The organism is Agromyces subbeticus DSM 16689, assembly GCF_000421565.1.
GTDB classification, from domain to species: Bacteria; Actinomycetota; Actinomycetes; order Actinomycetales; family Microbacteriaceae; genus Agromyces; species Agromyces subbeticus.
The window spans coordinates 102,198-127,930 of record NZ_ATXG01000008.1 but is presented as its reverse complement, the minus strand read 5'-3'; the positions used below and the strand labels follow the sequence as shown (position 1 = coordinate 127,930).

The 25,733-nt window shown below is 69.0% G+C and carries 24 protein-coding genes; 21 read left to right on the top strand and 3 right to left on the bottom strand.

Features of this window, described 5'->3' with window-relative positions; all coding sequences use genetic code 11:
- Window positions 1–31: 31 nt before the first annotated feature.
- Together pknB and H521_RS0112460 are read right to left on the bottom strand one after the other, a co-directional pair.
- A complete protein-coding gene (gene pknB, locus H521_RS0112465) occupies window positions 32–1,963 on the bottom strand; it encodes a Stk1 family PASTA domain-containing Ser/Thr kinase (RefSeq protein WP_022893357.1) in 1,932 nt (643 codons plus the stop codon).
- 94 nt (window positions 1,964–2,057) lie between these two features.
- On the bottom strand, window positions 2,058–3,311 hold the full coding sequence (locus H521_RS0112460) for a muramidase family protein (protein WP_022893356.1): 1,254 nt from the start codon (window positions 3,309–3,311) through the stop codon (window positions 2,058–2,060).
- 174 nt (window positions 3,312–3,485) lie between these two features.
- Here H521_RS0112460 and H521_RS0112455 point away from each other — a divergent pair, with 174 nt between their 5' ends.
- Complete coding sequence (locus tag H521_RS0112455; protein WP_022893355.1) at window positions 3,486–3,824, top strand: Rv2175c family DNA-binding protein; 339 nt, start codon at window positions 3,486–3,488, stop codon at window positions 3,822–3,824.
- Between the two features lie 30 nt (window positions 3,825–3,854).
- Here H521_RS0112455 and H521_RS0112450 read toward each other — a convergent pair whose 3' ends face one another.
- Window positions 3,855–4,967 carry a polyprenyl synthetase family protein gene (locus H521_RS0112450; protein WP_022893354.1) on the bottom strand — a complete coding sequence of 371 codons (1,113 nt, stop codon included), beginning with the start codon at window positions 4,965–4,967 and terminating at the stop codon, window positions 3,855–3,857.
- Window positions 4,968–5,041: 74 nt separating this feature from the next.
- Here H521_RS0112450 and H521_RS0112445 point away from each other — a divergent pair, with 74 nt between their 5' ends.
- From H521_RS0112445 to H521_RS0112350, 20 genes are all read left to right on the top strand, one after another.
- Window positions 5,042–5,431 carry a DUF3040 domain-containing protein gene (locus H521_RS0112445; RefSeq protein WP_022893353.1) on the top strand — a complete coding sequence of 130 codons (390 nt, stop codon included), beginning with the start codon at window positions 5,042–5,044 and terminating at the stop codon, window positions 5,429–5,431.
- 320 nt (window positions 5,432–5,751) lie between these two features.
- A complete protein-coding gene (gene mraZ / locus H521_RS0112440; RefSeq protein WP_026482238.1) occupies window positions 5,752–6,183 on the top strand; it encodes a division/cell wall cluster transcriptional repressor MraZ in 432 nt (143 codons plus the stop codon).
- Between the two features lie 103 nt (window positions 6,184–6,286).
- The gene (gene rsmH, locus H521_RS0112435; protein ID WP_022893351.1) at window positions 6,287–7,240 is read left to right on the top strand and encodes a 16S rRNA (cytosine(1402)-N(4))-methyltransferase RsmH; all 954 of its coding nucleotides are present in this window, start codon (window positions 6,287–6,289) and stop codon (window positions 7,238–7,240) included.
- Window positions 7,237–7,806, top strand: a complete 570-nt coding sequence (gene ftsL, locus H521_RS23135; RefSeq protein WP_022893350.1) for a cell division protein FtsL — start codon at window positions 7,237–7,239, stop codon at window positions 7,804–7,806. The genes rsmH and ftsL overlap by 4 nt, the downstream gene beginning before the upstream one ends.
- 26 nt (window positions 7,807–7,832) lie before the next feature.
- On the top strand, window positions 7,833–9,641 hold the full coding sequence (locus tag H521_RS0112425; protein WP_026482237.1) for a peptidoglycan D,D-transpeptidase FtsI family protein: 1,809 nt from the start codon (window positions 7,833–7,835) through the stop codon (window positions 9,639–9,641).
- 13 nt (window positions 9,642–9,654) lie between these two features.
- Window positions 9,655–11,202, top strand: a complete 1,548-nt coding sequence (locus H521_RS0112420; RefSeq protein ID WP_022893348.1) for a Mur ligase family protein — start codon at window positions 9,655–9,657, stop codon at window positions 11,200–11,202.
- Window positions 11,199–12,611 (top strand): UDP-N-acetylmuramoyl-tripeptide--D-alanyl-D-alanine ligase, encoded by a 1,413-nt coding sequence (locus H521_RS0112415; RefSeq protein ID WP_026482236.1) that lies wholly within the window; start codon window positions 11,199–11,201, stop codon window positions 12,609–12,611. The genes H521_RS0112420 and H521_RS0112415 overlap by 4 nt, the downstream gene beginning before the upstream one ends.
- A 151-nt stretch (window positions 12,612–12,762) precedes the next feature.
- Window positions 12,763–13,860 (top strand): phospho-N-acetylmuramoyl-pentapeptide-transferase, encoded by a 1,098-nt coding sequence (mraY, locus tag H521_RS0112410; protein WP_026482235.1) that lies wholly within the window; start codon window positions 12,763–12,765, stop codon window positions 13,858–13,860.
- A complete protein-coding gene (gene murD / locus H521_RS0112405) occupies window positions 13,860–15,401 on the top strand; it encodes a UDP-N-acetylmuramoyl-L-alanine--D-glutamate ligase (protein WP_022893345.1) in 1,542 nt (513 codons plus the stop codon). Before mraY ends, murD begins: the two co-directional genes overlap by 1 nt.
- On the top strand, window positions 15,361–16,641 hold the full coding sequence (gene ftsW / locus H521_RS23130) for a putative lipid II flippase FtsW (RefSeq protein ID WP_022893344.1): 1,281 nt from the start codon (window positions 15,361–15,363) through the stop codon (window positions 16,639–16,641). The genes murD and ftsW overlap by 41 nt, the downstream gene beginning before the upstream one ends.
- A complete protein-coding gene (gene murG, locus H521_RS0112395; protein ID WP_022893343.1) occupies window positions 16,638–17,738 on the top strand; it encodes an undecaprenyldiphospho-muramoylpentapeptide beta-N-acetylglucosaminyltransferase in 1,101 nt (366 codons plus the stop codon). Before ftsW ends, murG begins: the two co-directional genes overlap by 4 nt.
- 112 nt (window positions 17,739–17,850) lie before the next feature.
- Entirely contained in the window at window positions 17,851–19,254 is a 1,404-nt protein-coding gene (gene murC / locus H521_RS0112390) for a UDP-N-acetylmuramate--L-alanine ligase (RefSeq protein ID WP_022893342.1), read from the top strand.
- Window positions 19,255–19,267: 13 nt separating this feature from the next.
- A complete protein-coding gene (locus H521_RS23125) occupies window positions 19,268–20,395 on the top strand; it encodes a cell division protein FtsQ/DivIB (protein WP_022893341.1) in 1,128 nt (375 codons plus the stop codon).
- A gap of 178 nt (window positions 20,396–20,573) precedes the next feature.
- Complete coding sequence (gene ftsZ / locus H521_RS0112380; protein ID WP_022893340.1) at window positions 20,574–21,764, top strand: cell division protein FtsZ; 1,191 nt, start codon at window positions 20,574–20,576, stop codon at window positions 21,762–21,764.
- On the top strand, window positions 21,761–22,468 hold the full coding sequence (locus H521_RS0112375) for a YggS family pyridoxal phosphate-dependent enzyme (RefSeq protein WP_022893339.1): 708 nt from the start codon (window positions 21,761–21,763) through the stop codon (window positions 22,466–22,468). Before ftsZ ends, H521_RS0112375 begins: the two co-directional genes overlap by 4 nt.
- 33 nt (window positions 22,469–22,501) lie before the next feature.
- On the top strand, window positions 22,502–22,978 hold the full coding sequence (locus tag H521_RS0112370) for a cell division protein SepF (protein WP_022893338.1): 477 nt from the start codon (window positions 22,502–22,504) through the stop codon (window positions 22,976–22,978).
- A gap of 6 nt (window positions 22,979–22,984) precedes the next feature.
- Entirely contained in the window at window positions 22,985–23,302 is a 318-nt protein-coding gene (locus tag H521_RS0112365; protein WP_022893337.1) for a YggT family protein, read from the top strand.
- Between the two features lie 114 nt (window positions 23,303–23,416).
- On the top strand, window positions 23,417–24,109 hold the full coding sequence (locus tag H521_RS0112360) for a DivIVA domain-containing protein (RefSeq protein WP_022893336.1): 693 nt from the start codon (window positions 23,417–23,419) through the stop codon (window positions 24,107–24,109).
- Complete coding sequence (gene lspA / locus H521_RS23120) at window positions 24,099–24,725, top strand: signal peptidase II (protein ID WP_022893335.1); 627 nt, start codon at window positions 24,099–24,101, stop codon at window positions 24,723–24,725. The genes H521_RS0112360 and lspA overlap by 11 nt, the downstream gene beginning before the upstream one ends.
- Entirely contained in the window at window positions 24,725–25,645 is a 921-nt protein-coding gene (locus H521_RS0112350; protein ID WP_022893334.1) for an RluA family pseudouridine synthase, read from the top strand. The genes lspA and H521_RS0112350 overlap by 1 nt, the downstream gene beginning before the upstream one ends.
- The last annotated feature ends 88 nt before the right edge of the window (window positions 25,646–25,733 follow it).

Sequence of the window (25,733 nt, the reverse complement as noted above, 5' to 3'; positions counted from 1 at the left end):
CGGGCAGTGCCGGGCGGCGAGCCGGCTGTGCTCAGAGTGTGAGCGTGCCGACCAGCTTCACTTCGCTGCCGCGCACGGCCTGCGCGTCGGCTGCGGGGTCTTGCGACGTCACGCTCACGAACTGCAGGAACGGTGCGGGGAAGCTGTGCGCGACCGTGAAACCTGCTTCTTCGAGCACCGTGATCGCGTCGGACAACTTGGAGCCGACGACGTTCGGCACCGTGACGAGGTCTTGCCCCTTGGAGATGACCACGTCGATCGCGTCGCCCGGCCGCACCGGATCGGTGACGGCGGTCGCGCTCAGCACGGCGTCGGCCGGGACCGCACCGGAATTGTCGAACTCCGACCCGACCTCGTTCATGGTCAGCCCGACGGCCTCGAGGGCAGCTTGGGCCTCGGCCTTCGGCATGCCGACGATCTCGGGCACTGGCCCCGCCGAGACGACGAGGGTGACCGCTCCGAGCTCGGGGTATTCCGCTCCCAGTGCGTTGCCGTCGGCGTCGAGCACGTCGATGACGATATCGGCGGGAACGTCGGCCGAGAACTGCAGCGCGTTCTTCTCCGCCACGCTGAAATCGCTGAGGGCCGCTCGAGCCGCTGCCGACGGAGAGCCGCGCACCTCTGGCACGTCGAGGATGCTCGGGCCCAGCGAGACGAAGAGCGTGACCGTTGAGCCGCGTTGCGCCTCGGACCCGCCTTCTGGGTCGGTGCCCGAGACTTGGCCCTTCGGCACGACCGGGTCGTTCCGCTCGCTCGGCTCGACCGTGAAGCCGGCCTCCTCGAGTACCTGCGTCGCGGCCTCGGGGGCGAGGGTCGCGGTCTCGGGCACCTGTGCGAGCGCGCCCGGGCCCGCGCCGAAGTACCAGCCGGTGCCGGCAGCCAGGCCGGTGAGCAGCAGCACGAGGGCGATGATCCAGTAGCCGCGCCGCTTGCGTCGATCGGCGCTCTTGGCGAGGGCGACCGTGTCGTCGCCGTCGGATGCCTCGGGGTTCGTCGTCGCGAGGGCGACGGGCGCCCCGCCGGCGCCGAGCACGCGAGTCTCGGCCGTCGCGGCACCCGTCGGCAGCGCGGCATCCGACAGCACCATCGTGGCCTGCGTCGTCAGCGGACGATGCGATGAGCGGATCGACGGCTCGACCTCTCGCAGGCGCTCGAGCATCTCGCGGGCGTCGTTCGGCCGTTCTTCGGGGTCGCGCGCGGTCGCCCAGAGCACGAGCTCATCGAGCTCGACGGGCACCGCGGGGTTCTTCGAGCTCGGCGTCGGCACCTGGTCGTTCGCGTGCTGGTAGGCGATCGCCATGGGCGCCTCGCCCACGTAGGGCTGCTCGCCGGTGAGCATCTCGTACATCATGATGCCGATGGCGTAGATGTCACTGCGTGCATCGGCGACGCCGCGGGTGACGAGTTCGGGGGAGAGGTAGGCGATCGTGCCGAGCAGGGCCTGGCCGGTCGCCGTGTTGGCGCTCGCGGCACGGGCCAGGCCGAAGTCGCCGAGCTTGATGCGACCGTCGTCGGCGAGCAGCACGTTCTCGGGCTTCAGATCGCGGTGCACGATGCCGGCCTTGTGCGCGGCGGCGAGACCTGCGAGCACGGCGTCCATGATATCGACGGTCTGCTCGGGGGTGAGCTTCTGGTAGTCCTTCAGGAGTTCGCGCAGCGTGATGCCGGGGAGGTACTCCATGACCATGTAGGCCATGTCGGCGTCTTGACCCTGGTCGAACACGTTGACGACGTTGGGGTGGGCGAGGCGAGCCGCCGACCGGGCCTCTTGCACGAAGCGGGTCTTGAACGTGTTGTCGTCGGCGAGGTGGCCGTGCATGATCTTCAGTGCGACGCGACGCTCGAGGCGAAGGTCGGTTGCGAGGTAGACCGTCGCCATGCCGCCACGGGCGATCCGCGAGCGCACCTGATAGCGGCCGTCGATGAGACGGCCGATCATGGGGTCGACGGGTGCGGTGGTCACCCATTGATTCTACGAAGAGGCATATGCCGCAATCGGCGCAAACGCCGAAGACGCGCCGATCGCAATCCCATCGTGATGCGACGTCGGGCGTGCGTCAGCCCATCTCGGAGAGCCAGGCCCGCGCCGAGACCTCCCATTTCGCGTAGTGCTCCGGATAGGCGCTGAGCTGCACCGCCTGCGCGGCCTGGGTCACGCTCATCGACTCCCAGCCTTCGATATCGAGCAGGCCGCGGGTGATGCCGGCGTTCGGGTTCGTCGCACCGCCGTAGAACGCCATCGCGGATCGGACCGGGTCGAGCACCTCTTCGACGGTTCCCCAACCTTGGCTCGGTCGTTGCTGGAACAGGCCGAGCGAGTCGAGGTCGCCGTAGTCGGGGTTCTTGAGTCCCGACTCCTGAGCTGCGGCGGAGAGGGCCACGACGATGCCGTCGTCGGGCACGCCGAGTGCTCTGCCGACATCGATGATCACGCGGGCATTCGCGCGCATCTCATCGGTGAGCACGACACTCACCGAAGCCACGGTCACGGCGGCGACGGGTCGTGCGACCCGCAGCACTTGGCCGGCACGGATCACCACGGCCGGGTCGAGGCCGTTGACGGCGACGAGATCCTGCACGCTGAGCTCGTGCCGCGCGGCGATGTCCCAGAGCGTGTCGCCGTCGGCGACCGTGTAGGAATCGCCGGCGGGCGCGACCGGTGGCGCCGATGCAGCGTCGACCGGACCCGGCGTGGGGGCGACCGGGGCCGCGCCCACTGGTGGGAGCACGATCGACTGGCCGGGGAAGATCAGGCTCTGTCGGCTGAGTCCGTTGGCGCTCAGCACCTTGTCGAGCGAGACGCCGTGCGCGGCCGCGATGCCGCTCATGGTGTCTCCGCTGACGACCGTGTGGCGCGAGAGTTCGGCGGCGACGGGAGTCGGCGCGGCGGCAGCGGTGCCGCCGCCCGGAAGCGCGAGTCGCTGGCCGGGGAAGATCAGGCTCGACCAGCCGAGGCCGTTCATCGCGAGGATGTCGGCGGTGGCGACGCCGTAGCGCTCGGCGATGCCGCTGACAGTGTCGCCGTCGCCGACGGTGACCTCGCCCGGCACCGAGGCGGCGGCTGCGGTCGCGGCGACCGAGGCGGCGCGTGCCGCAGTTCCGTCGGTGGCCTTCGCCTTGGGCTGTCGCTTCGCCGATTGCGGAGCGGCGTCGGCAGGCTGGGCGATGCCGAGCGTGACGGCGATCGTGGACACGACGGCGAGCGGCAACGTGATCAGGCGACGGATGCCGCGGCGGCGGCGCGATGCATCCGCGGCGGTTCGAGGTGAGTCGGCGGCAGGCCCGCCCTCGATCTCGGCTTCGTACGACATCAACTCCCCCTTCGCCGGTCGTCGCGTTCCCGGCCCCGCGGCAACCGTCGCATAGCGATATGGGCGAGTCAAACACCTCTGCGCGAGTCCGTCGAAGCCGTTCGATCCGCGATTCGACCCGAGTGCACCGCGACCCTGTTCCCGGACGCCACCGGCTCATGGCAGTCTTGACCCGTGACCGAAGCTGCCGAAACCGACTGGCTGACCGTTCCCGACCTCGTCGAGATGCTCGGGCAGAGCCCGAGCCGCATCCGCCGGCTCATCGACGACAGGCACCTGCTCGCCGCGCGCATCGACGGCGTGCTGAAGGTGCCCGCCGTATTCCTGCGCGACGACGAGCCGTTGCCCGAGCTGCACGGCACGGCCAACGTGCTCGCCGACGCCGGGTTCACCGATACCGAGGCCCTCGAGTGGATGCTCGCCGAGGAAGACAGCCTGGGCACCTCGCCGATCGCCGCACTCCGTGCCGGTCGCAAGGCCGAGGTTCGCCGCATCGCCCAGGCGCTCGCCTGAGACCAGGCTGCAAGGCGGCCGACGCGTCGTTCAGCTCGTGCGGCGGGTGACCGCTCTCGCGAGTGAGCCGAGTTCGGCGCGCGCGTCGCGGCTAAGCGGAGCATCATCGAGCGCCGACATGGCTGTCGCGACGTTCGCGGCGATGAGCGCTTCGATCTCGTCGACCGCGCCGCATTCGCGAATGGTGCGCTGCAGCATCCGCACCTGTTCGGATTCGAGCTCGGGGTCGCCGAGCAACTCGTCGAGCAGGCGTCGCTGCCCAGGGGCGAGTCGTTCGCGAGCGCTCGCGATCAGCATCGTGCGCTTGCCCTCTCTGAGATCGTCGCCACTCGGCTTGCCGGTGACCTCGGGGTCCCCGAAGACGCCGAGCAGGTCGTCGCGCAGCTGATAGGCGATGCCGAGCGGCAGCCCGAACGCGCGCAGGGCTGCGAATTGCGCACTCGAGGCGCCCGCGATGGCGCCACCGATCACGAGGGGCGCCTCGACGCTGTATTTCGCCGCCTTGTAGATGATCACGCGTTCAGCGCGAAGGCGCTGCTCGGAGTCGGACTGGGTGAGCCAGGCTCGTTCCTCGAGGATGTCGAGGTACTGGCCTGCGGTCACCTCGGTGCGCATGCGCATGAACGCGGCACGTGCGGCGCGAGCGGCGTCGCGGTCGGGAAGGGCGGCGAGTCCCTCGTCGAGCAGCTCGTCGCTCCACCCGAGGAGCAGGTCACCGAGCAGGATCGCCGAAGCCCGGCCGAATTCGCCCGAGCTGCCCGCCCAGCCCGACTCGGCGTGCAACCCCTCGAACAGGCGGTGCGCCGATGGCGCACCTCTGCGCGTGTCGGAGTTGTCGATGATGTCGTCGTGAAGCAGTGCCGCTGCGTGGAAGATCTCGAGCGCTGAGGCCGCGGAGACGACGGGGAATCGATCACGGCCGCGATCGTCTGCGAACGGGTCGAACCCGCGCCCGCCGACCGCTTCCCAGCCCCAGTAGCAGAAGAGCGCGCGGAAGCGCTTGCCGCCGCTGAGAAACCGCCTTGAGAACGCGTCCAACGGTTCGAGGTCGGGGCTGATCTCCCGGAGAATGGAAGTGCGTTCGGCGAGGAAATCCTCGATGCGTTCGTGCACCAAATCGACGAGCCGGGAACCGTGAGCCACCCGCCTAGCCTAGCGAGGCGGGGCAGGGCTAGAATGGACTCGGATGCGTCGATCCCGAGCCTGAGGGGAATGAGATGCCGCTTTCAGAGCAGGAGCAACGTCTTCTCGAGGAGATGGAGCGCAACCTCTATCGCAATGACGCCGACTTCGTGCATGCAGTCGGCGGCGTTCGGGGACGCCGACCGAACTACCGAGCCATCGTGCTCGGCGTGCTGCTCGCCGTCGCCGGCGCCGGCGCACTCATCGCCGGGGTGGCTTCGCAGCTGCTCGTCATCGGTGTCATCGGCTTCGCCGTGATGTTCGCCGGGGTACTCGTTGCGACCACGCCGTCGAAGCGCGGGGCTGTGTCTGCCGCTCCGTCCGAGCCGGCCGCGAATGCCCAGTCGGGTCGTCGCACCACCGGCGGGGGCTTCATGGACCGCATGAACGATCGCTGGGACCGCCGTCAAGACGGCCATGACTGAGCCCTCCACTTCGCACCACCTGAACGGGTCGATCTTCGGATCGGCCCGTTTTTTCGTGCGCGCGTCGGCCTGAAGGCCGGAATTCAGCGCGCCCGAGGCTGAACTCCGGCCCGCTGCGCCGTGGCCTCCCACGAACACGCCGGCTGGGCATCCACCCCCGACCGCATTTCCTCCACTCCGCTCCACGGCGCGGATTCCAGTGTTGACGGGGAACTCCCAGCTGAAAAGTGCCGAAAACGAGCGAATGTCGTTGATCGGTGGATGAGAGTGGAGTAAAGTGGGGTTACCTGGATTCTGGCCGGAGGAAAGGGGGTGGTGTGGTGTTCCTCGGCAGCTATGAACCGAAGCTCGATGAGAAAGGCCGCGTCATTCTTCCGGCGAAGTTCCGGGAGGAGCTCTCGAGCGGTCTCGTGCTCACGCGTGGGCAGGAGCACTGCATCTACGTGTTCAGTGCGCGTGAGTTCGAGAGCATGAGCGACAAGATCCGCCAGGCCCCGGTAACGAGCAAGCAGGCGCGCGACTACATGCGCGTCTTCCTCTCGGGGGCTTCCGCGGAGACCCCCGACAAGCAGCATCGCGTCACCATCCCCGCCACGCTTCGTGCGTACGCCGGCCTCGACCGCGACCTCACGGTCATCGGAACGGGCAGCCGGGTGGAGATCTGGGACGCGACGGCGTGGCAGAGCTACCTCGCCGAGCAAGAGGCGGCCTTCGCGGATACGGCGGAGGAGGTGATCCCCGGGCTCTTCTGATCCTCGGGCTCCGACTCCCAGCCGGCCGCGCCTGGTGCACTTCCCCGCATCAGGACGAACGGATGGGGATCCGAACCCGAGGCCCGGAAGGCGAGGAGGAATCATGGACATCGAACGCATTCACACCCCGGTCATGCTCGAGCGCACGCTCGAACTCCTGGCTCCAGCCCTCGAGGGCGATGACGCCGTGCTCGTCGACGCGACGCTCGGCATGGGCGGTCACACCGCGGCATTCCTCGAGCGTTTCCCGCGTCTCACCGTCATCGGTCTCGACCGCGACACCGATGCCCTCGACATCGCCCGCGAGCGACTCGCCAGATTCGGCGATCGTGCACGGTTCGTGCACACCGTGTACGACGGCATCGCGCGCGCCGTGCGTTCGGAGGGCTTCAGCGAGGTGCAGGGCGTGCTCTTCGACCTCGGCGTCTCGTCGTTGCAGCTCGACCGCGCCGAGCGCGGCTTCGCCTACTCGAAGGATGCGCCGCTCGACATGCGCATGGACTTCACGAGCGGCCGCACAGCGGCCGACGTCATCGCCGAAGAGAGCGAAGAGGAACTGCGTCGCATCTTCCTCGACTACGGCGAGGAGAAGCTCGCCGCACGATACGCACGCGCGATCGTCCGAGCGCGAGCGGAGGCCCCGATCAACCGTTCGGCCGAGCTCGTCTCCATCATCCAGGCGGCGACTCCGGTCGCGATCCAGCGCCAGGGACACCCGGCGAAACGCGTCTTCCAGGCCCTCCGCATCGAGGTGAACGAAGAACTCTCGGTGCTCGAGCGGGCGATGCCCGCCGCCCTCGACACGATCGCCGTCGGCGGTCGCATCGTCGTGCTGGCCTACCAGTCGCTCGAAGACCGCATCGTCAAGCGCGCGCTCAGCGCCGCCTCCAGTTCCACGGCACCCGCCGGGCTGCCGATGGAGCTGCCCGAGCATCGCCCCGTGTTCAAGCTCCTCGTGCGAGGGGCCGAACTCGCGAGCGAGGCCGAGCAGGCTGAGAACCCGCGTGCGAAGCCCGTGCGGCTCCGAGCCGCCGAACGAGTCAGGAGGCCGTCATGAGCGCACTGCCGGCCCAGTCCATTCCGGCACCGCGCCGGGTCGGACCCGAACGTGCTCCGCGCCGCTTGCGCCCCGCCCCCGAACGGGCCGTCCGCCAGAAGCCGCGCCTCGCCTATGCGGTCATCGCGCTCGGCGGGGTGGCGATCATCATCGTCGCGCAGCTCCTGCTCTCGATCGCCGTCACGCAGGGAGCGTACGAGATCGACGGACTGCAGACCCAGCAGGGCACGCTCACCCGTGAGGAGCAGAAGCTCGCCGAAGAGCTCGACCGCGTCGAGTCGCCGCAGTTCCTCGCGACGAAGGCCGAAGGGCTCGGCATGGTCCCGAACGCCAACCCGGTCTACCTCAGGCTCTCCGACGGCGCAGTGCTCGGTCAGCCCACCGCGGCGACTGGCGGCGCTTCGGCGTCTGCACCGCTCGTCCCGAATGCGCTCATCGACGGCGTGCCGCCGAGCGGCGAGCAGGCTTCGGGGCAGACTCCGACCGGGGGAATCCCTGATCAGGCCGCCGACGCGGCGACGCAGGCGCCGGTCGAGGGGGCCCTCCCGACGCCCGCCACGCACTGACCGCACGATCGTTTGCGAGGATCGAAGTGAAGAACCGCACCAGTCGTCATCCGATGCGGCGGATCCTGCTCTCGGCGGCACTGCTGATCGCGCTCGTGGGCGTGTTCGTCGTGCGGCTCGTCGACATCCAGGTCGTTCGCGCCTCGGAACTCAATGAACAGGCTCAGGATGCGCGGTCTCAGCCCGTCACCGTCTGGGGCTCACGTGGCGACATCGTCGACGCGAACGGCAAGGTGCTCGCCGACAGTGTCATGCGCTACGACATCGTGCTGTCGCCGAAGCAGGCGTCGAAGGCGCTCGTCGAGCGCGACGTGCCCGATCCCGAGAATCCCGACAAGACGATGGAGGTCGAAGTGCCGCTTGCGCAGCTCGCGGCCGAACTCGGCGCCGAGGTCGGGCTCACCGGCGACCAGGTGCAGGGCATCATCGCGTCCGAGCTCGCAGCGGATCCCGACTCCGACTACGCCTACGTCGCCAAGCTCGTCGACACCGAGACCTACGAACGGGTCAAGGCGCTCGACATCCCGTGGGTCTATGCCGACGAGCACCCGAGCCGCCGGTACCCGAACGGCGCCGTCGCCGGCAACCTCGTCGGCTGGGTCGACCCTGATGGCGCTCCGGTCGCCGGTATCGAGCTCGCCGAAGACAAGTGCCTCGCCGGTGCCAACGGCGAAGTGAGCTACCTGCACAGCCTGCAGGACTGGGTGAAGATCCCCGGGACCGAGATCGTCCACGAGCAGGCGCACGACGGCGGCACGCTGAAACTCACGATCGACACCGATCTGCAGTGGGAAGTGCAGCGCATCGCAGAGGCGCAACGGCAAGCGGTCGGGGCATCCTGGGCGATGGTCACCGTCATGGAGGTGAAGACCGGGCGATTGCTGGCTGTCGCCGACGTGCCGACGGTCGACCCGAACGATCCCTCGGCGACCGACAAGGCGGATCGCGGCTCTCGCTCCTTCACCGCTCCGTTCGAGCCCGGGTCGACGTTCAAGGCGCTGACCGCTGCATCCGTCATCAACGCAGGCAAAGCCGACCCGTTGAGCCAGGTCGTCGCGCCGTATCGCATCGTCTTCCCCAACGGGGCGAACATCAATGACAGTTCCGGTCACGACGACCAGAACCTGACTCTCACGGGCGTGCTCGTGGAGTCGTCGAACACGGGCATGTCGCAGTTCGGCGAGCTCATGACCGACCGGGCGCGGTACGACGACATGCTGAAGTTCGGACTCGGTGCCAAGACCGAGGTGGACTTCCCCGCGGAGGAACCCGGCGACCTGCACGGAGACCCCGACGACTGGGACAACCAGACCAAATACGCGACCATGTTCGGCCAGGGGCTCACCACGACCGCCGTGCAGATCGCGAGCGCCTACCAGACGATCGCGAACGGCGGGGTCCGCATGCCGGTCAGCCTCGTCGACGGATGCGTCGGCGACGACGGCACTGCGACCTCCCCTGCCTCGCAAGGAGAACAGGTGATCTCGCCCGAAGCGGCGAACGCGACGAGCCAGATGCTCGAGCGGGTCTATCAGGACGCATGGCTCTCCGACGAGTGGAACATTCCCGGGTACCGGGTCGCGGCCAAGACGGGCACGGCACAGGTGCCCGACGGCGAGGGCGGCTACCTCAAGGAGTACCTCGTCTCGGTGTCGGGTTTTGCGCCCGCCGATGACCCGCAGTTCGTCGTTTCGGTGAGCTACATGAATGCCGTTAAGATGAATTCGTCCGCCGCATCCGCTCCCGTCTTCCAAGAGGTGATGAGCCAAGTGCTGAAGAAGTACCGGACCGTTCCATCCGGCGCCCCGGCGCCCGAGCTGCCAGCTACCTGGTGAGAAAGTTGGGTTCGTGACCGGATCGCCTCTCACGGCTCTCCGGCCGAAGCACCCGAGTCCCCGATCGCTCTCCGGCCTCGCCGACGCGTTCGAGTTCACCGTGCTCGGCGAGATCGACGGCATCGAGGTGACCGGTGTCGGCCTGTCGTCGAAGGCCGTGCAACCGGGTGACCTCTACGTCGGAGTTCCCGGCCGAAACGCCCACGGTGCCGAGTTCGCCGCAGCGGCGCGCGACGCCGGGGCCGTCGCGCTGCTCACCGATTCCGCGGGTGCAGTGCACGCCGCCGAAGCGGGCCTGCCGATCCTCGTCACCGACGACGCGCGTGCGGCACTCGGCGACGTCGCCGCGTGGATCCACCGCACTGCCGAGAATCCAGCCACGCTCTTCGCGGTGACCGGCACGAACGGCAAGACGAGCGTCGTCTACCTGCTCTACGGCATGCTGCGCCAGCTCGGCGTGATGGCCGGGCTCACCTCGACGGCCGAGCGCCGCATCGGCGACGAAGCCGTGACGAGCTCGCTCACCACGCCCGAGGCGAGCGAACTGCACGCGCTGCTGGCCCGCATGCGCGAGGTCGAGGTTCGAGCCGTCGGCGTCGAGGTCTCGGCGCAGGCGCTCTCGCGTCACCGCGTCGACGGGCTCGTCTTCGACGTGGTGGGCTTCACGAACCTCACCCACGACCATCTCGACGACTACACCTCGATGAACGAGTACTTCGAGGCGAAGCGAGAGCTCTTCCAGCCCGAGCGATCGCGTCGCGGTGTGATCACGATCGATTCCGAGTGGGGCGGCCGGCTCGTCGCCGAGTCGCGCATTCCGGTCACCACGCTCACGACGGTCGACGGCGTCGATGCCGATTGGCGCATCACGGTGCTCGAAGAGGGTGCCGATCACACCTCCTTCCTGCTCGAGGGTCCGGGCGGGCGCCGTCTCGAGACGCAAGTGCCGTTGCTCGGCTGGTACATGGCCGCCAATGCCGCCCTCGCGATCGTGATGCTCACCCAGGCGGGTTACGACCTCGACGTCATCGCCGCCGCGCTCGAGCGCGACGGTGGCGTCGACGCGTACATCCCGGGCCGGGCCGAACGCATCTCGGGCGACCGCGGACCCGTCGTCTACATCGACTACGGGCACAGTCCCGATGCCTTCCTGCAGACCCTCGGCGCGATCCGCCGCAGCACCAACGGCCGTGTGGTCATGGTCTTCGGCGCCGACGGCGACCGCGACACGACGAAGCGCGCCGAGATGGGTGCCATCGCCGCGCGCGGCGCCGATGTCGTCGTGGTCACCGACTTCCACCCGCGCTTCGAGGATCCGGCGGCGATCCGTGCCGCACTCATCGACGGCGCCCGGGTCGCTGTGCCCGATCGCGAGATCCACGAGATCGCCGACCCGCGCGAGGCCTTCCGGGCAGCGCTCGCCCTCGCGGGCGAGGGCGACGCGATCCTCTACGCCGGGCCCGGCCACGAGGACTACCACGAGGTGAAGGGCGTGAAGATTCCGTATTCGGCCAGAGACGACGCGAAACAGGCACTGCGTGATGCGGGGTGGCTCGCGTGATCGCCCTGACCCTGGCCGAGATCGCCTCGGCCGTCGGCGGCACGCTCCGGCTCGACGGAACGACGCACGCACCCGACACGATCATCGACGGCACCGTCACGACCGACTCCAGGGAGGTCGGCGACGGGGGAGTCTTCGTCGCCAAGCGCGGCGAGTTCGATGACGGCCACCGCTTCGCACCGGCCGCAGCCGAACAGGGCGCGGCACTGCTCATCGTCGAGCACCCGCTCGATCTCGCCGTGCCGCAGATCATCGTCGACGACTCGGTCGATGCGCTGGGCGCGTTGGCGACCGAAGTGGTGCGGCGCGTGCGCAGCCTGGGGCGGCTGCGCATCGTCGGCGTGACCGGTTCCAACGGTAAGACGACCACGAAGAACCTCCTGCGCACCGTGCTCGAGCGTGTCGGCCCGACGGTCGCAGCACGAGCGTCGTTCAACAACGAGGTCGGTGCGCCGATCACGATGCTCGAGCTCACCGAGACGACCGAGTTCCTCGTGGCCGAGATGGGCGCGTCCGCCGTCGGTGAGATCGCACGGCTCGTGCGCATGGCGCGACCCGACGTCGGCATCGTGCTGAAGGTCGGCCTCGCACACGCCGGCGAGTTCGGCGGCATCGAGCAGACGGTGCGGGCGAAGGCCGAGATGGTCACCGAGCTGCTCGACACGGATGTCGCGGTGCTGAACGCCGACGACCCGCGGGTGGTGCCCATGGCGGGCCTCACCGCTGCACGTGCAGTCTGGTTCGGACTCGGCGACACGGCCGACGTGCGCGCCACCGACATCCGCACCCACGCTCGCGGCACCGACTTCACCGTCACCGTGCCCGGCGGAGGCTCGGCTCAGGTGCACTTCTCTGTGCTCGGCGAGCACCACGTCATGAACGCACTCGCCGCGATCGCGGCCTCACTCGAGCTCGGCGTGCCGCTGCCCGCGATCGTCGACGCGCTCGAACAGGTGACGCTCGCCGAGCGCTGGCGCATGCAGGTCATGGGTGGCCGCGACGGCGTGACGATCATCAACGACGCGTACAACGCGAGCCCCGATTCGATGTCGGCCGCGATCAAGACGCTCGCTCAGGTGAAGAACCCCGGCTCCCGCACCATCGCGGTGCTGGGCGAGATGAGCGAGCTCGGCGAGTTCTCGGGCGAGGAGCACGATCGCATCGGCCTCCTGGCCGTGCGCCTCGGTATCTCGCAACTCGTCGTCGTCGGAGCCGGCGCTCGTCGCCTGCACATCACGGCGATCAACGAAGGCTCATGGGACGGCGAGTCCGCCTTCGTCGAGTCTGCAGACGAGGCGTTCGACCTCGTCACGTCCACCGTGCGCCCCGGCGACACGATTCTGGTGAAATCCTCGAACTCGGCGGGTCTGCGCCTGCTGGGCGACCGACTGGGAGAATGGTTCGCGTGAGCGCTGTTCAGGAACGCGGCGGGGCTGGGCGAAGCGCCGGCCTGCTCGACGACCGTCTGGAGAGCGTGGTTCGCGTGAGCGCTGTTCAGGAACGCGGCGGGGCTGGGCGAAGCGCCGGCCTGCTCGATGACCGACTGGGAGAGTGGCTCGCGTGAGAGCACTGCTGACCGCTGGGGCGTTGTCGCTCGCCTTCACGCTGTTCCTGACCCCGCTGTTCATCCGGCTGTTCGTGCGCCTGGGCTGGGGTCAGTTCATCCGCGACGACGGGCCCAAGAGCCACCACGTCAAGCGCGGCACGCCCACCATGGGCGGCATCATCTTCATCCTCGGCACGCTGTTCGGCTACTTCGTCGCAACGCTGCTCGTCAGCGATGAGAAGCCCACGGCTTCGGGGCTGCTCGTGCTGCTCATGATGGTCGGTCTCGGCGTGGTCGGCTTCGTCGACGACTTCCTGAAGACCCGCAAGAAGCAGAGCCTCGGGCTCGGCGGCTGGGCGAAGGTCGTGGGCCAGGTGGTCATCGCGAGCGCCTTCGCGCTGCTCGCGATCCAGTTCCCGAACAATCGCGGTGTCACGCCCGCCGACACGAAGATCTCGTTCATCCGCGATCTGCCCCTCGACTTCATGGTCTTCGGCACGATCGTCGGCGTCGTGCTCTACGTGCTCTGGATCTGCCTGCTCGCCGTCGGCACCTCGAATGGCGTCAACGTGACCGACGGCCTCGACGGTCTCGCGGGCGGCGCCTCGATCCTGGCGATCGGCTCATTCGTCATCATCGGCTTCTGGCAGTTCAACCAGTCGTGTGCGGCGATCGGACTGAATCCCGATGACGAGTACCGCTGCTACGACGTGCGCGACCCGCTCGACATCGCGATCGTCGCCACGGCGATCGTCGGCGGGCTCATCGGCTTCCTCTGGTGGAACACGAACCCGGCCAAGATCTACATGGGCGACACGGGCTCGCTCGCGCTCGGCGGCGCACTCGCGGCGCTCGCGATCGTCAGCCGCACCGAACTGCTGCTGCTGCTCATCGGCGGCCTCTTCGTCATCGAGACCGGTTCGGTCATCGTGCAGCGCGCGTACTTCAAGCTCACCCATGGCAAACGCATCTTCCTGATGAGCCCGATCCACCACCACTTCGAGCTGAAGGGCTGGGCCGAGGTCACGATCGTCGTGCGCTTCTGGATCATCGGCGGCTTGCTCGTTGCGGCCGGTGTCGGCGCCTTCTACTTCGAGTGGCTGCAGAGCTGATGACGGATGCCGCTTCGCCCGTGCCCGATCGTCTCGACTCGCTGACCAGCTGGAACGCCGACTGGTCGGGGCTCCGCGTCGTGGTGCTCGGACTCGGGGTCACCGGTTTCGCGGTCGCCGACACGCTCACCGAGCTGGGGGCGACGGTGCTCGTCGCGGCGCCCGAGGTCGACGACGATCGTGCGCGCATCCTCGAGGTCATCGGGGCGCAGCTGCTGCGGCATCCGCTCGATGCCGTGCCCGCCGAGCTCATCGACTTCGCGCCCGAGCTCATCGTCGCCTCGCCAGGGTTCCATCCCGATCACCCCGTGCTCGAGTGGGCGGAGGCCGGGTCGGTCGCCGTCTGGGGTGACATCGAACTCGCGTGGCGCGTGCGTGACAAGGTCAACGCCGCCGAGTGGATCCTCGTCACCGGCACGAACGGCAAGACCACGACCGTGCAGATGGCGGCCACCTTCCTCGCTGCCGGCGGCCTGCGCGCCGCGCCGTGCGGCAACATCGGAGTGCCGGTGCTCGACGCCGTGCGCGATCCGGGCGGCTTCGACGTGCTCGTCGTCGAGCTCTCGAGCTACCAACTGCACCACTTGCCGGCCGTTGGCCCTGGGGCGCTGCACCCCTGGTCGAGCGTCGTGCTGAACATCGCCGACGATCATCTCGACTGGCACGGGTCTCCCGAGGCGTATCGCGCCGCGAAGGCGACGGTCTACGCGAACACCAAGATCGCGTGCGTCTACAACCGGGCCGACGAGGTCACCCGCCGCATGGTCGAAGAGGCAGAGGTCGAAGAGGGCGCCCGCGCCATCGGGTTCGGCCTCGATGTTCCCGGACCGAGCGACTTCGGAGTGGTCGACGGAATCCTCTGCGACCGCGCGTTCCTCGACGACCGGCGCTCTGCGGCACTCGAGATCACGACGCTCGCAGAGCTCGAGCCGCGGGGTCTTGCCGCTCCGCACGTCGTCGCGAACATCCTCGCCGCTTCGGCGTTGGCCCGTTCGTTCGGCGTTCCGGTCGCGGCCATCCACGACGCGCTCGGCGAGTTCCGGCTCGACGCGCACCGCATCGAGACGGTGGCGGTGTCCGGGGGCATCCGCTGGGTCGACGACTCGAAGGCGACGAACCCGCACGCGGCCGAAGCGTCGTTGCGAGCGTTCGGCACGGTCGTCTGGATCGTCGGCGGCCTCTTGAAGGGTGTCGACGCCGATGCGCTCGTCGCAGCACACGTCGGTCGACTCCGTGCAGCCATCGTGATCGGCGTCGACCGTGCAGCGCTGGTGGCCGCGTTCCGCCGACACGCCCCCGAGCTGCCGCTGTTCGAAGTGGTGACGGATGACACTGAAACGGTGATGCCCGACGCGGTGGCGCTGGCAGCGGCGGTCGCCGAAGACGGCGACACCGTGCTGCTCGCTCCCGCGGCAGCGTCGATGGACCAGTTCACCGACTACGGCGACCGGGGGCGGCGCTTCCACGAAGCCGTCGGATCGATGCTGGGAGGTGAGGCGGGTGGCGACTCCGCCCCGCGTGAACCGCTCCCAGGAGCCTGACCGGCCCGGCATCTCCGCCGCCCGCATCCGGCTCGGACGCGTGTTCCGCGTCGAATCGGCCGACTACTTCCTGCTGCTCGGCACGACACTCTTCCTCGTGGTCTTCGGCCTCGTGATGGTGCTCTCAGCGTCGGTGGTGCAATCGCACCTCGAAGACGAGAGCTTCTTCGCCCAAGCGATGCGCCAAGGGCTCTACGCGGTGTTCGGCATCCCCATCATGCTCATCGCGAGCAGAATGCCCGAGCAGTTCTGGATGCGGCTGGCGTGGCCGGCGCTCCTCGTCTCGTGCCTCTTGCAGTTCCTCGTGGTGGCCACCGGCCTCGGCATCACGGTCGGCGGCAACACGAACTGGATCCAGCTCGGCCCGGTGCAGTTCCAGCCCTCCGAACTCATCAAGGTCGCGCTCGTCATGTGGCTCGGCCTCATCGTGACCAAGAAAGAGGCGCTGCTCGGCGATTTCGTGCACGGCATCCTGCCGATCATCCTCGTGGGCGGCGGCGCGATCGGCCTCGTGCTGCTCGGCGGCGACCTCGGCACGGTCATGGTCATGGGCGCGATGCTGCTCGGTGCGCTCTTCCTCATCGGCGTGCGGCTGCGGCTGCTGCTGCCCCCGATCTTCGCCGCGATCATCGTCTTCGTGCTCGTCGCGGTCTCGAGCGAGAATCGCATGCGGCGCATCACCTCCTTCCTCGACGCCAACTGCGAGAGTGGGGGCGGCGGTGACGCGGTCAACGACTGCTGGCAGATCCTGCACGGCTCGTTCGCCCTCGCGAACGGCGGCATCTTCGGCGTGGGTCTCGGCAACTCGACGGCGAAGTGGTCGTGGCTGCCCGCCGCCGACAACGACTTCATCTTCGCCATCATCGGCGAAGAACTCGGCCTGGTCGGGGCGATCGTGGTCATCGCCATGTTCGTGGTGCTCGCGGTGGCGCTCGGCCGGGTGCTGCGCGCGGCGCGCACCCCGTTCGCGCGAACCGTCTCGGCAGCGGTGCTCGTCTGGGTGATCGGCCAGGCATGTGTCAACATCGGTGTCGTGCTCGGTGTCTTCCCTGTTCTCGGCGTTCCGCTGCCGCTCGTCTCAGCCGGCGGCACTGCGCTGCTCACCACGCTCTTCGCGATCGGCATCGTGCTCTCGGTCGCGCGCGACCCCGAGGCGGCCTCTCGCCTGGCAGCGAAGGCCGAGGCCCGAGCAGCGGCGCGCAAGGCGAGCCGCGCGTCTGGCACGCGGGCGGCGCGATGACGACGTACCTGCTCGCCGGCGGCGGCACCGCCGGTCATGTGAACCCGCTGCTCGCGGTGGCCGACCGCCTCCGCGAACGTGATCCCGCGGCATCCGTGCTCGTGCTCGGCACGGCCGAAGGGCTCGAGGCCCGATTGGTACCCGCGCGCGGGTACGAGCTGCTGACGATCGCGAAGGTGCCGTTCCCTCGACGCCCGAACCGGGCAGCCCTCGCATTCCCTGCGCGATTCCGCGCATCCGTCTCTGCGGTGCGGAAGATCATCGATGCACGCGGGGTCGATGTCGTCGTCGGCTTCGGCGGCTACGTGTCGACGCCCGCGTACCTCGCCGCGCGCCGCGCCGGCGTTCCGGTCGCGATCCACGAGGCGAACGCTCGGCCGGGTCTCGCGAACAAGCTCGGCGCCCGCTTCGCCGCGACGGTCGGCGTCGCCTTCGAGGGCACTCCGCTGCCGCGTGCGCGTCTCGTCGGCATGCCGCTCCGGCGGGAGATCGAGACACTCGATCCGCCGTCGCGCCGTGTCGAGGCCGCCGTCCACTTCGAGCTCGACCCCGAGCGGCCGGTGCTCCTCGCCACCGGCGGATCCCTCGGTGCCCGGCGCATCAACCGCACCATGGTCGAGTCGGCGGCGGCCATCACGGGCGCCGGGTGGCAGGTGCTCCACGTGACGGGCGCCAATGCCGACATCACCGATCCGGGCATCGCGGGCTACCACGTGCTCGAGTACGCCGACCGCATGGACCTCGCGATGGCCGTGGCCGACGCCGCCGTCTCGCGGGCCGGTGCCGCGACCGTGAGCGAGCTCGCCGCCCTCGGCATCCCCGCCGTGTTCGTGCCGTACCCCGTCGGCAACGGCGAGCAGCGCTTCAATGCGGCCGGAGTGGTCGACGCGGGCGGTGCAGTGCTCGTCGACGATGCCGCATTCGTTCCCGAGTGGGTGTCGGGGCAACTGCTCGCCCTGCTCGCCGATGCCGCTCGATTGCGGGCGATGGCCGCAGCCTCCGCATCCGTCGGCTTCCGTGACGGCACCGACCGCATGGTCGCCCTCGTCGACGAGGCGCTCGGCGAGCCAGCCGATGGCCACCGGCAAGGCGCGTAACGTTGAGTGAGCGGATGCCGCGGCATCCGCTCGCACGAAACGTGCGCCGATCAGCGCACTCAGTGACCGACCCGACCGCATCCCGACCGCACCGAGGAAGAACAGCCGAACCGTGACGATCAAGCCCGATCTCTCAGCCCAGATCCCCGCCGAACTCGGCGCCGCGCACTTCGTCGGCATCGGCGGTTCGGGCATGAGCGGCATCGCGAGACTCATGCTGAAGGCCGGACATCGGGTCACCGGTTCCGACGTGCGCGACTCCGACAACATCGCAGCGCTGCGGGCGCTCGGCGCAGAGGTCGCCATCGGACACGCGGCCGAGAACCTCTCCGACGATGTCGACACGGTCGTGGTCACCGGGGCGCTCTGGCTCGACAACCCCGAGTACCAGCTCGCCCTCGAGCGCGGACTCCCGGTGCTGCACCGCTCCCAGGCTCTCGCGGCGCTCATCGCGGGTCAGCGGCTCGTCTCGGTGGCCGGTGCGCACGGCAAGACCACCTCGACGGGCATGGTCGTCACCGGCCTGCTCGCCCTCGGCGAAGACCCGAGCTTCGTCAACGGCGGTGTCATCGAAGAACTCGGCGTCTCGTCGGCCGCGGGCGAGGGAGAGCTGTTCGTGGTCGAGGCCGACGAGTCCGACGGGTCGTTCCTGCTCTACGACACCTCGGTGGCTCTCGTCACGAACGTCGACCCCGACCACCTCGACCACTACGGATCGCTCGAGGCCTTCGAGCAGGCGTTCGTCGACTTCGCCGATCGAGCTCGCGAGTTCGTCGTGATCTCCTCCGACGACGCCGGGGCGACCCGGGTCGCAGCGCGACTCGCGCACGAACGCGTCATCACCTTCGGCGAGGCGCAGGATGCCACGGTGCGGGTGCACTCGATCGGCACCGAGGGCCCGGTGTCGTTCACCGTCGCCTACCAGGGCGTCGACTACGACGCTCAGCTCCGCATTCCCGGTCGGCACAACGCCATCAATGCTGCCGGCGCGTTCGCGGTGCTCGTCGGCCTCGGGCTCGACCCGGCAGCGTCGCTCGCCGGCATCGCCCGGTTCGCGGGCACCGGCCGGCGCTTCGAGCTGCACGGCACTGTCGGCGGCGTGAGCGTCTACGACGACTACGCCCACCACCCCACCGAGGTGGCTGCTGCACTCTCGGCTGCGCGCACGGTCGTGGGGGAGGGGCGCATCATCGCCGTGCACCAGCCGCACCTCTACAGCCGCACCCGACTCTTCGCGAAGGAGTTCGCCGAGGTGCTCGAGCAGTACGCCGACGAGACCGTCGTGCTCGATGTCTACGGGGCTCGGGAGGACCCCGAGCCCGGAGTGACCGGAGCGCTCGTCAGCGAGCGGTTCAGAGATGCGTCGCACGTGGCATTCGTGTCCGACTGGCAGCAGGCGGCCGACTACACCGCGAGCATCGCGCGCGAGGGCGATTTCGTGATCACCCTCGGCTGCGGAGACGTCTATCGCATCGTGCCGCAGCTGCTCGGCTCGCTCGAGCGGGAGCGCGGATGACGACGGTGCCCTCGTGAAGCGGCCACAGGGCTTCGACGGGTCGGCCGCGCGTCCATCGCGCAGCCGACGTGCCGAGTCCGATGTCGCCGCCGACTCGGATCGGGCACCGCAATCGAACCAGGTGCCGGCGAAGCTCTCGCGCGCGACGCCGGCGATCGGCGTGCGTTCGGGCACCGGGGCCGCATCATTCGATCCCGATCGGATCTCGACCGAGCCGATCGACGTCGTGCGGGCGACGCCCGGGGTTCCGTCCCAACCTGTTCCCCGCGTGGCGACCGCTGCAGCGGTCGCCTCGGAACCCGTGGCCCGGCCGACCGCGGGAGATCCGGCGCTCACGCACGACGTCGGCTCGGTCGCCCGCACCCCGGAGCGGAGCGCCCGTTCCGCCAGACGTGAACTCGCGGCCGCGGCGCGCGAGCGTCGGCGGTACGAACGACTCGAGGTGCGGCGCTTCACCAAGCGGTCCCGTCGGCGCCGTATCGTCTGGACGATCGTGCTGGGTTCGATCGTCGCGCTGGTGCTGGTGGTCGCCGTCGGCGCTTACTCGCCACTGATGGCGTTGCGCGACGTGCGCGTCGAAGGGGCATCGCGGATTCCGGTGGCCGAGGTGCAGGCGGCGTTCGACGACACCCTCGGCACACCGCTCCCGCTCATCTCGAGGGCCGATGTGCTCGCGGCGCTCTCGGACTTCGCGCTCATCGAGACCTACTCCACCGAGACGATCCCGCCGGGCACGCTCGTCGTTCGCATCGTCGAGCGCGTGCCCGTCGGAGTGATCGAGACGGGCGAGGGGCTCGAACTGGTCGACGCCGCGGGTGTCGTCATCGAGCGCCCGGCCGAACGGCCGGAGGGCCAACCGCTGATCACCGCAGAGGGCGGCATCGCGGGCGAGGGGTTCCGGGCCGCCGCGGCGGTCATCAGGAGTCTGCCGGCCGAGGTGCGAGTGCAGCTCGTCGGGGCGTCGGCGGCGACCGCCGACGACGTTCACCTCGAGCTCGCGTCGGGCGCGACGGTGGTCTGGGGCAGCGCAGGGGAGTCGACGCAGAAGGCGGCCGTTCTTGCGAAGCTCATGGCTGCAGCGCCCCCCGACACCGTCGACGAGTACGACGTCTCGTCGCCCAAGAGCGCTGTCACGCGGTGATGTTCGGCCCGAATCGCGCGATTCCGGCCCGATCCGCGAGGCGATTCGCGACACGCGGGCGCGCCGTTCGTCAGCGCTCCCGTCTGGCGCTTAGCGTCATCTCAGGAATTGCATACTCAGCAAAACTTTAACCTTCGACTAGAGGTTCAGGGTTCAGAGTTCGCACGGAAGGCCGGTCATGTCGACAAACCAGAACTACCTCGCCGTCATCAAGGTCGTCGGTATCGGCGGCGGCGGTGTCAACGCCGTCAATCGCATGATCGAACTCGGCCTCCGCGGAGTCGAGTTCATCGCGATCAACACCGACGCGCAGGCGCTGCTCATGTCGGACGCCGACGTCAAGCTCGACGTCGGGCGTGATCTCACGCGCGGTCTCGGCGCCGGCGCCGACCCAGAGGTCGGGCGTCGAGCCGCCGAAGATCACGCAGAAGAGATCGAAGAGGCGCTCGCGGGGGCCGACATGGTCTTCGTGACCGCCGGTGAGGGCGGCGGCACGGGCACCGGCGGTGCCCCGGTCGTCGCGCGCATCGCGAAGTCCATCGGCGCGCTCACGATCGGCGTCGTCACGAAGCCGTTCGGCTTCGAGGGCAAGCGCCGCCAGACCCAGGCCGAACAGGGCGTCGCGCGGCTGAAGGAAGAGGTCGACACCCTCATCGTGGTGCCCAACGACCGGCTGCTCGAGATCAGCGATCGCGGCATCTCGATGCTCGAGGCGTTCGCGACGGCCGACCAGGTGCTCCTCGCCGGTGTGCAGGGCATCACCGACCTGATCACGACGCCCGGGCTCATCAACCTCGACTTCGCCGACGTCAAGTCGGTCATGCAGGGAGCGGGATCCGCGCTCATGGGCATCGGCTCCTCGCGCGGCGCCGATCGCTCGATCAAGGCGGCGGAACTCGCCGTCGCGAGCCCGCTGCTCGAGGCATCGATCGACGGCGCGCACGGTGTGCTGCTCTCGATCCAGGGTGGCTCGAACCTCGGCATCTTCGAGATCAACGACGCCGCCAGACTCGTGCAGGAGGCCGTGCACCCCGAGGCCAACATCATCTTCGGTGCGGTCATCGACGACACGCTCGGCGACGAGGTGCGCGTCACCGTCATCGCGGCGGGCTTCGACGGTGGCGAACCGAACGCGAAACCGGCCGAGGCACGGCGCACGAACTTCGTACCGGCCGCGGTGGGCGTGGCCGCCGGTGGCGGCGCGATCTCCGGCGAAGCCGCCGACGTGATCGCCGAGATCGATATCGACGAACTCGTCGAGACGGCGAACTGGGGCGAGGTCGAACCCGCGACCGCCGACCAGATCGTCTCGGACCCCGCCTTCGACAGCGACGACGACGACCTCGACATCCCCGACTTCCTGAAGTGAGCGGGGCCGGTGGCGCGAGCGCCTCTGCGGCCGACGACACCCTGGCCGGTCGCCTCGCCGAGGTGGCGGGGCGAATCACGGATGCCGCGGCCGAAGCGGGCCGCGGCATCGAGGAGATCACGACCATCGTCGTCACGAAATTCCACCCGGCGTCGCTCGTCGCCGAGCTCGCGGAGCTCGGTGTCCGCGACATCGGCGAGAACCGTCACCAGGAGGCGCAGGCCAAGGCCGCTGAGCTCGCGGCCCTCGATCTGCGCTGGCACTTCATCGGTCAGCTGCAGAGCAAGAAGGCCAGACAGGTGCGTGCATACGCCTCGGCGATCCACTCGGTCGACCGCCCGGCGCTCGTGGACGCGCTGCGTTCCGACGAGGCATCCGTCGACTGCTTCGTGCAGGTGAACCTCACCGACGACCCCGGTCGCGGCGGCACCGCGCCCGACGCGCTCGAGTCGTTGGTCGAACGCGTGCTCGAGACGCCGGGGCTCAGGCTTCGGGGTCTCATGGCGGTGGCACCGCTCGACGCCCCGGCGCGCCCGGCGTTCGCGCGCGTGCGCGTGCTCTCCGATCGGGTCCGGCGACTCGCACCCGATGCGCACGATCTGTCCATGGGGATGTCGCACGATTTCCGCGACGCGATCATGGAGGGTGCGACACACCTGCGAATAGGAACGGCAATCACCGGGAATCGGCCGGTCGCCGGTTAACCTCGAAGAGACGGCACATAGACGGAGGCAGCGATGTCCAACCCGCTCAAGAAGACCATGGTCTATCTCGGACTCGCCGATGAGGAGTTCGAAGACGAGACCCCGCAGGCCCACGCGCCCGCACCGGTAGCCCCGGTCGTGCACGCGGCGCCCGCACCACGGACCGGTGCGGCGGTCACCCCGCTGCGCAAGAACCACGTCCAACCGAGCACACCGCAGGTGGAGATGAACGAGATCCTGACCGTGCACCCGCGTCAATACCGTGACGCTCAGGTGATCGCCGAGTCCTTCCGCGAGGGAGTGCCGGTGATCATCAACCTCTCGCAGATGTCGGATGCCGATGCACGGCGCCTCATCGACTTCGCGAGCGGCCTGTCGCAGGGGCTCTACGGCAAGATCGAGCGAGTCACGAGCAAGGTGTTCCTGCTCTCGCCCGCGCACGTCGTCGTCTCCGGGGAGACCGGCGAGAGCGAAGGCGACGTGGACGCGTCGTTCTTCACGCACGCGTAGCCCACCGTGGGCGTGCTCGTCGTCGTCTGGAACCTGCTCTACGCGCTCCTCCTCATCTACTTCTTCGTGATGTGGGGGCGCTTCGTGCTCGACCTCGTGCGGACGTTCAACCGGTCATGGCGTCCTCGTGGCGCATGGCTGGTGATCGTGGAGGCCGTCTACAGCCTCACCGATCCGCTCGTGCGCTTCTTCCGGCGGCTCGTGCCGCCGATCAGAATCGGCCAGGTCGCATTGGACCTCGGCTGGAGTTTGGCCATGCTCGTCGTGATCGTCGCGATGACCGTGGTGTCCCTGCTGGCGCAAGCTGCAGCCGTTTCCGGCTGACGATCTCCTGCGAGGGTGAGGTCGAGACGATCGACACTCACGACTCTGAGGATGTCTTTGCTACCGTTAGCTGAACGTGATCGAACAGTTCGACAGATTTGAGGGTGGAAAGCCATGGCGCTAACTCCGGAAGATGTGGTCAACAAGCGCTTCCAGGCGACGAAGTTCCGGGAAGGCTACGACCAAGACGAGGTCGACGACTTCCTCGACGAGGTCGTAGTGGAGCTTCGTCGACTGAACGGGGAGAACGAAGAGCTGCGTCAGCGGCTGTCCGCGGCCGAGGCGCGTGCTGCGGAGGTCGGATCAGCTCCTGCCGCCGCCGTGCAGGCACCCGCGGTCTACACCGAACCGGCCGCTCCGCCGCCCACCGTCGCGGTGCCGATGCAGCAGCCCGCATCGCCGCAGTCGGAGCTCGACGAGCAGACGAGCACCACGAACCTCCTGCAGTTGGCTCGCCGCCTGCACGAGGAGCACGTGCGCGAGGGCGTCGAGAAGCGCGATGCGCTGATCGCCGAGGGCCACGCCACTGCTGCGCGGGTCGTCGCCGAGGCCGAGGCCAAGCAGCGCGCGCAGATCGGCGTGCTCGACCAGGAGCGCGTCGCCCTCGAGAAGCGGGTCGACGAGCTCCGCGTGTTCGAGCGCGACTACCGCGCGAAGCTGAAGAACTACATCGAGGGTCAGCTGCGAGACCTCGACACGGCGGCTCCGGTGCAGGTCTCGGGCAACCAGGGCTTCTCGGCTCCGGTCGGCGCGTCGGGCCTGCCCACCGAGCAGCCTGCGCCGACCTTCCAGGGCTTTGGAGGCTGAGCGAGCCGCGAAGCTCGGCTCCACCACTGCTCTCCTGGTCGTGGCCGGCGCCGCGCTTGCGGCGTACGGCCTCGACCAGCTGAGCAAGTTCTTCATCGTCGCGAACCTCACCGAGGGTGAGATCGTGCCGGTGCTCGGATCGGCGCTGCAATGGCAGTTCGTTCGTAATCCGGGCGCGGCCTTCTCGCTGGCGAGCGGCATGACCTGGATCTTCACGATCCTGGCGGCCGGCGTCATCACCTTCATCGTCTGGTTCGCCCGGCGCATCCGTTCGACCGCCTGGGCCATCGTCTTCGGGCTCCTGCTCGGCGGCGTGCTCGGCAACCTCACCGACCGGCTCTTCCGAGAGCCGTCGTTCGGGCTCGGCCACGTGGTCGACTTCATCTCCACGCCGTGGCTGATTCCGGCCATCTACAACGTCGCCGACATGGCCATCGTGTCGAGCATGGTGCTGTTCATGATCCTCACGATTCGAGGAATCGGCCTCGACGGGGCGAGGCAGCCGCGGGAGACCACGGTCGACCGGGCCGACGCTCCCGTCGCCGGGGCCGGCGATGCCACCGGCACCACGGCTGACGAGAGCCTGCCGCTCCGCGAAGCCGCGCACGGCGCCTGATGGAGCATCGTTCATTCCCCGTCCCCGACGGGCTCGAGGGTTCCCGTGTCGATGCCGGCCTCGCCAAGCTCCTCGGATTCTCCCGAACCCTGGCAGCAGACATCGCCTCGGCGGGCGGTGTCGCACTCGACGGCGCGACCGTCGACAAGTCCGATCGACTGCGCGCCGGCGCCTGGCTCGAGGTGAGCTGGGAGGAGCCGCGAGGCCTCACGATCGAAGCGATCGAGGTGCCCGACCTCGGCATCATCCACGACGATGACGATCTCGTCGTCGTCGACAAGCCGGCGGGCGTCGCCGCGCACCCGTCGGTGGGCTGGAACGGCCCGACCGTCGTCGGGGCACTCGCCGCGGCGGGGTTCCGCATCTCCACGTCCGGCGCTTCCGAGCGGCAGGGCGTGGTGCACCGGCTCGACGCCGGCACCAGCGGACTCATGGTCGTCGCCAAGTCCGAGCGCGCCTACACCGACCTGAAGCGTCAGTTCCACGACCGCGAGGTCGAGAAGATCTATCACACCGTCGTGCAGGGGCACCCCGACCCGCTCGCCGGCACGATCGACGCGCCCGTCGGCCGCCACCCCCGCTCGGAGTGGAAGTTCGCGGTGACCGCCGAAGGCAAGCACGCGGTGACGCACTACGAGACGATCGAGGCCTTCCCGTACGCCTCCCTGCTCGAGGTGCATCTCGAGACGGGCCGCACACACCAGATCCGCGTGCACATGGCGGCGCAGCGGCATCCGTGCGCCGGAGACTCGATGTACGGCGCCGACCCGACCCTCTCGTCGAGGCTCGGCCTCGAACGGCAATGGCTGCATGCGAAGCAGCTCGCGTTCGCGCACCCCGCCGACGGGGCCTGGACGACGTTCGTGTCGGAGTATCCGGCCGACCTCGCGCGTGCGCTCGAGCTGCTCCGCGGCGACTGAGCGCCGACCGAGCGCGGCGACCGAACCGCGTTCCACGCGACCCGGGTGAGGGTGGTCGCCCGTAGACTTCGAAGACCCCAGACCCACA

What these genes read in the sequence shown, in the direction of transcription:
- murG (WP_022893343.1), top strand. Translation starts at nt 16,638, where the DNA reads ATGACGACGTACCTGCTCGCCGGCGGCGGCACCGCCGGTCATGTGAAC.
- H521_RS0112370 (WP_022893338.1), top strand. Translation starts at nt 22,502, where the DNA reads ATGTCCAACCCGCTCAAGAAGACCATGGTCTATCTCGGACTCGCCGAT.
- H521_RS0112460 (WP_022893356.1), bottom strand. Translation starts at nt 3,311, where the DNA reads ATGTCGTACGAAGCCGAGATCGAGGGCGGGCCTGCCGCCGACTCACCT.
- murD (WP_022893345.1), top strand. Translation starts at nt 13,860, where the DNA reads ATGACGGATGCCGCTTCGCCCGTGCCCGATCGTCTCGACTCGCTGACC.
- H521_RS0112360 (WP_022893336.1), top strand. Translation starts at nt 23,417, where the DNA reads ATGGCGCTAACTCCGGAAGATGTGGTCAACAAGCGCTTCCAGGCGACG.
- ftsZ (WP_022893340.1), top strand. Translation starts at nt 20,574, where the DNA reads ATGTCGACAAACCAGAACTACCTCGCCGTCATCAAGGTCGTCGGTATC.
- H521_RS0112350 (WP_022893334.1), top strand. Translation starts at nt 24,725, where the DNA reads ATGGAGCATCGTTCATTCCCCGTCCCCGACGGGCTCGAGGGTTCCCGT.
- ftsL (WP_022893350.1), top strand. Translation starts at nt 7,237, where the DNA reads ATGAGCGCACTGCCGGCCCAGTCCATTCCGGCACCGCGCCGGGTCGGA.
- H521_RS0112445 (WP_022893353.1), top strand. Translation starts at nt 5,042, where the DNA reads ATGCCGCTTTCAGAGCAGGAGCAACGTCTTCTCGAGGAGATGGAGCGC.
- rsmH (WP_022893351.1), top strand. Translation starts at nt 6,287, where the DNA reads ATGGACATCGAACGCATTCACACCCCGGTCATGCTCGAGCGCACGCTC.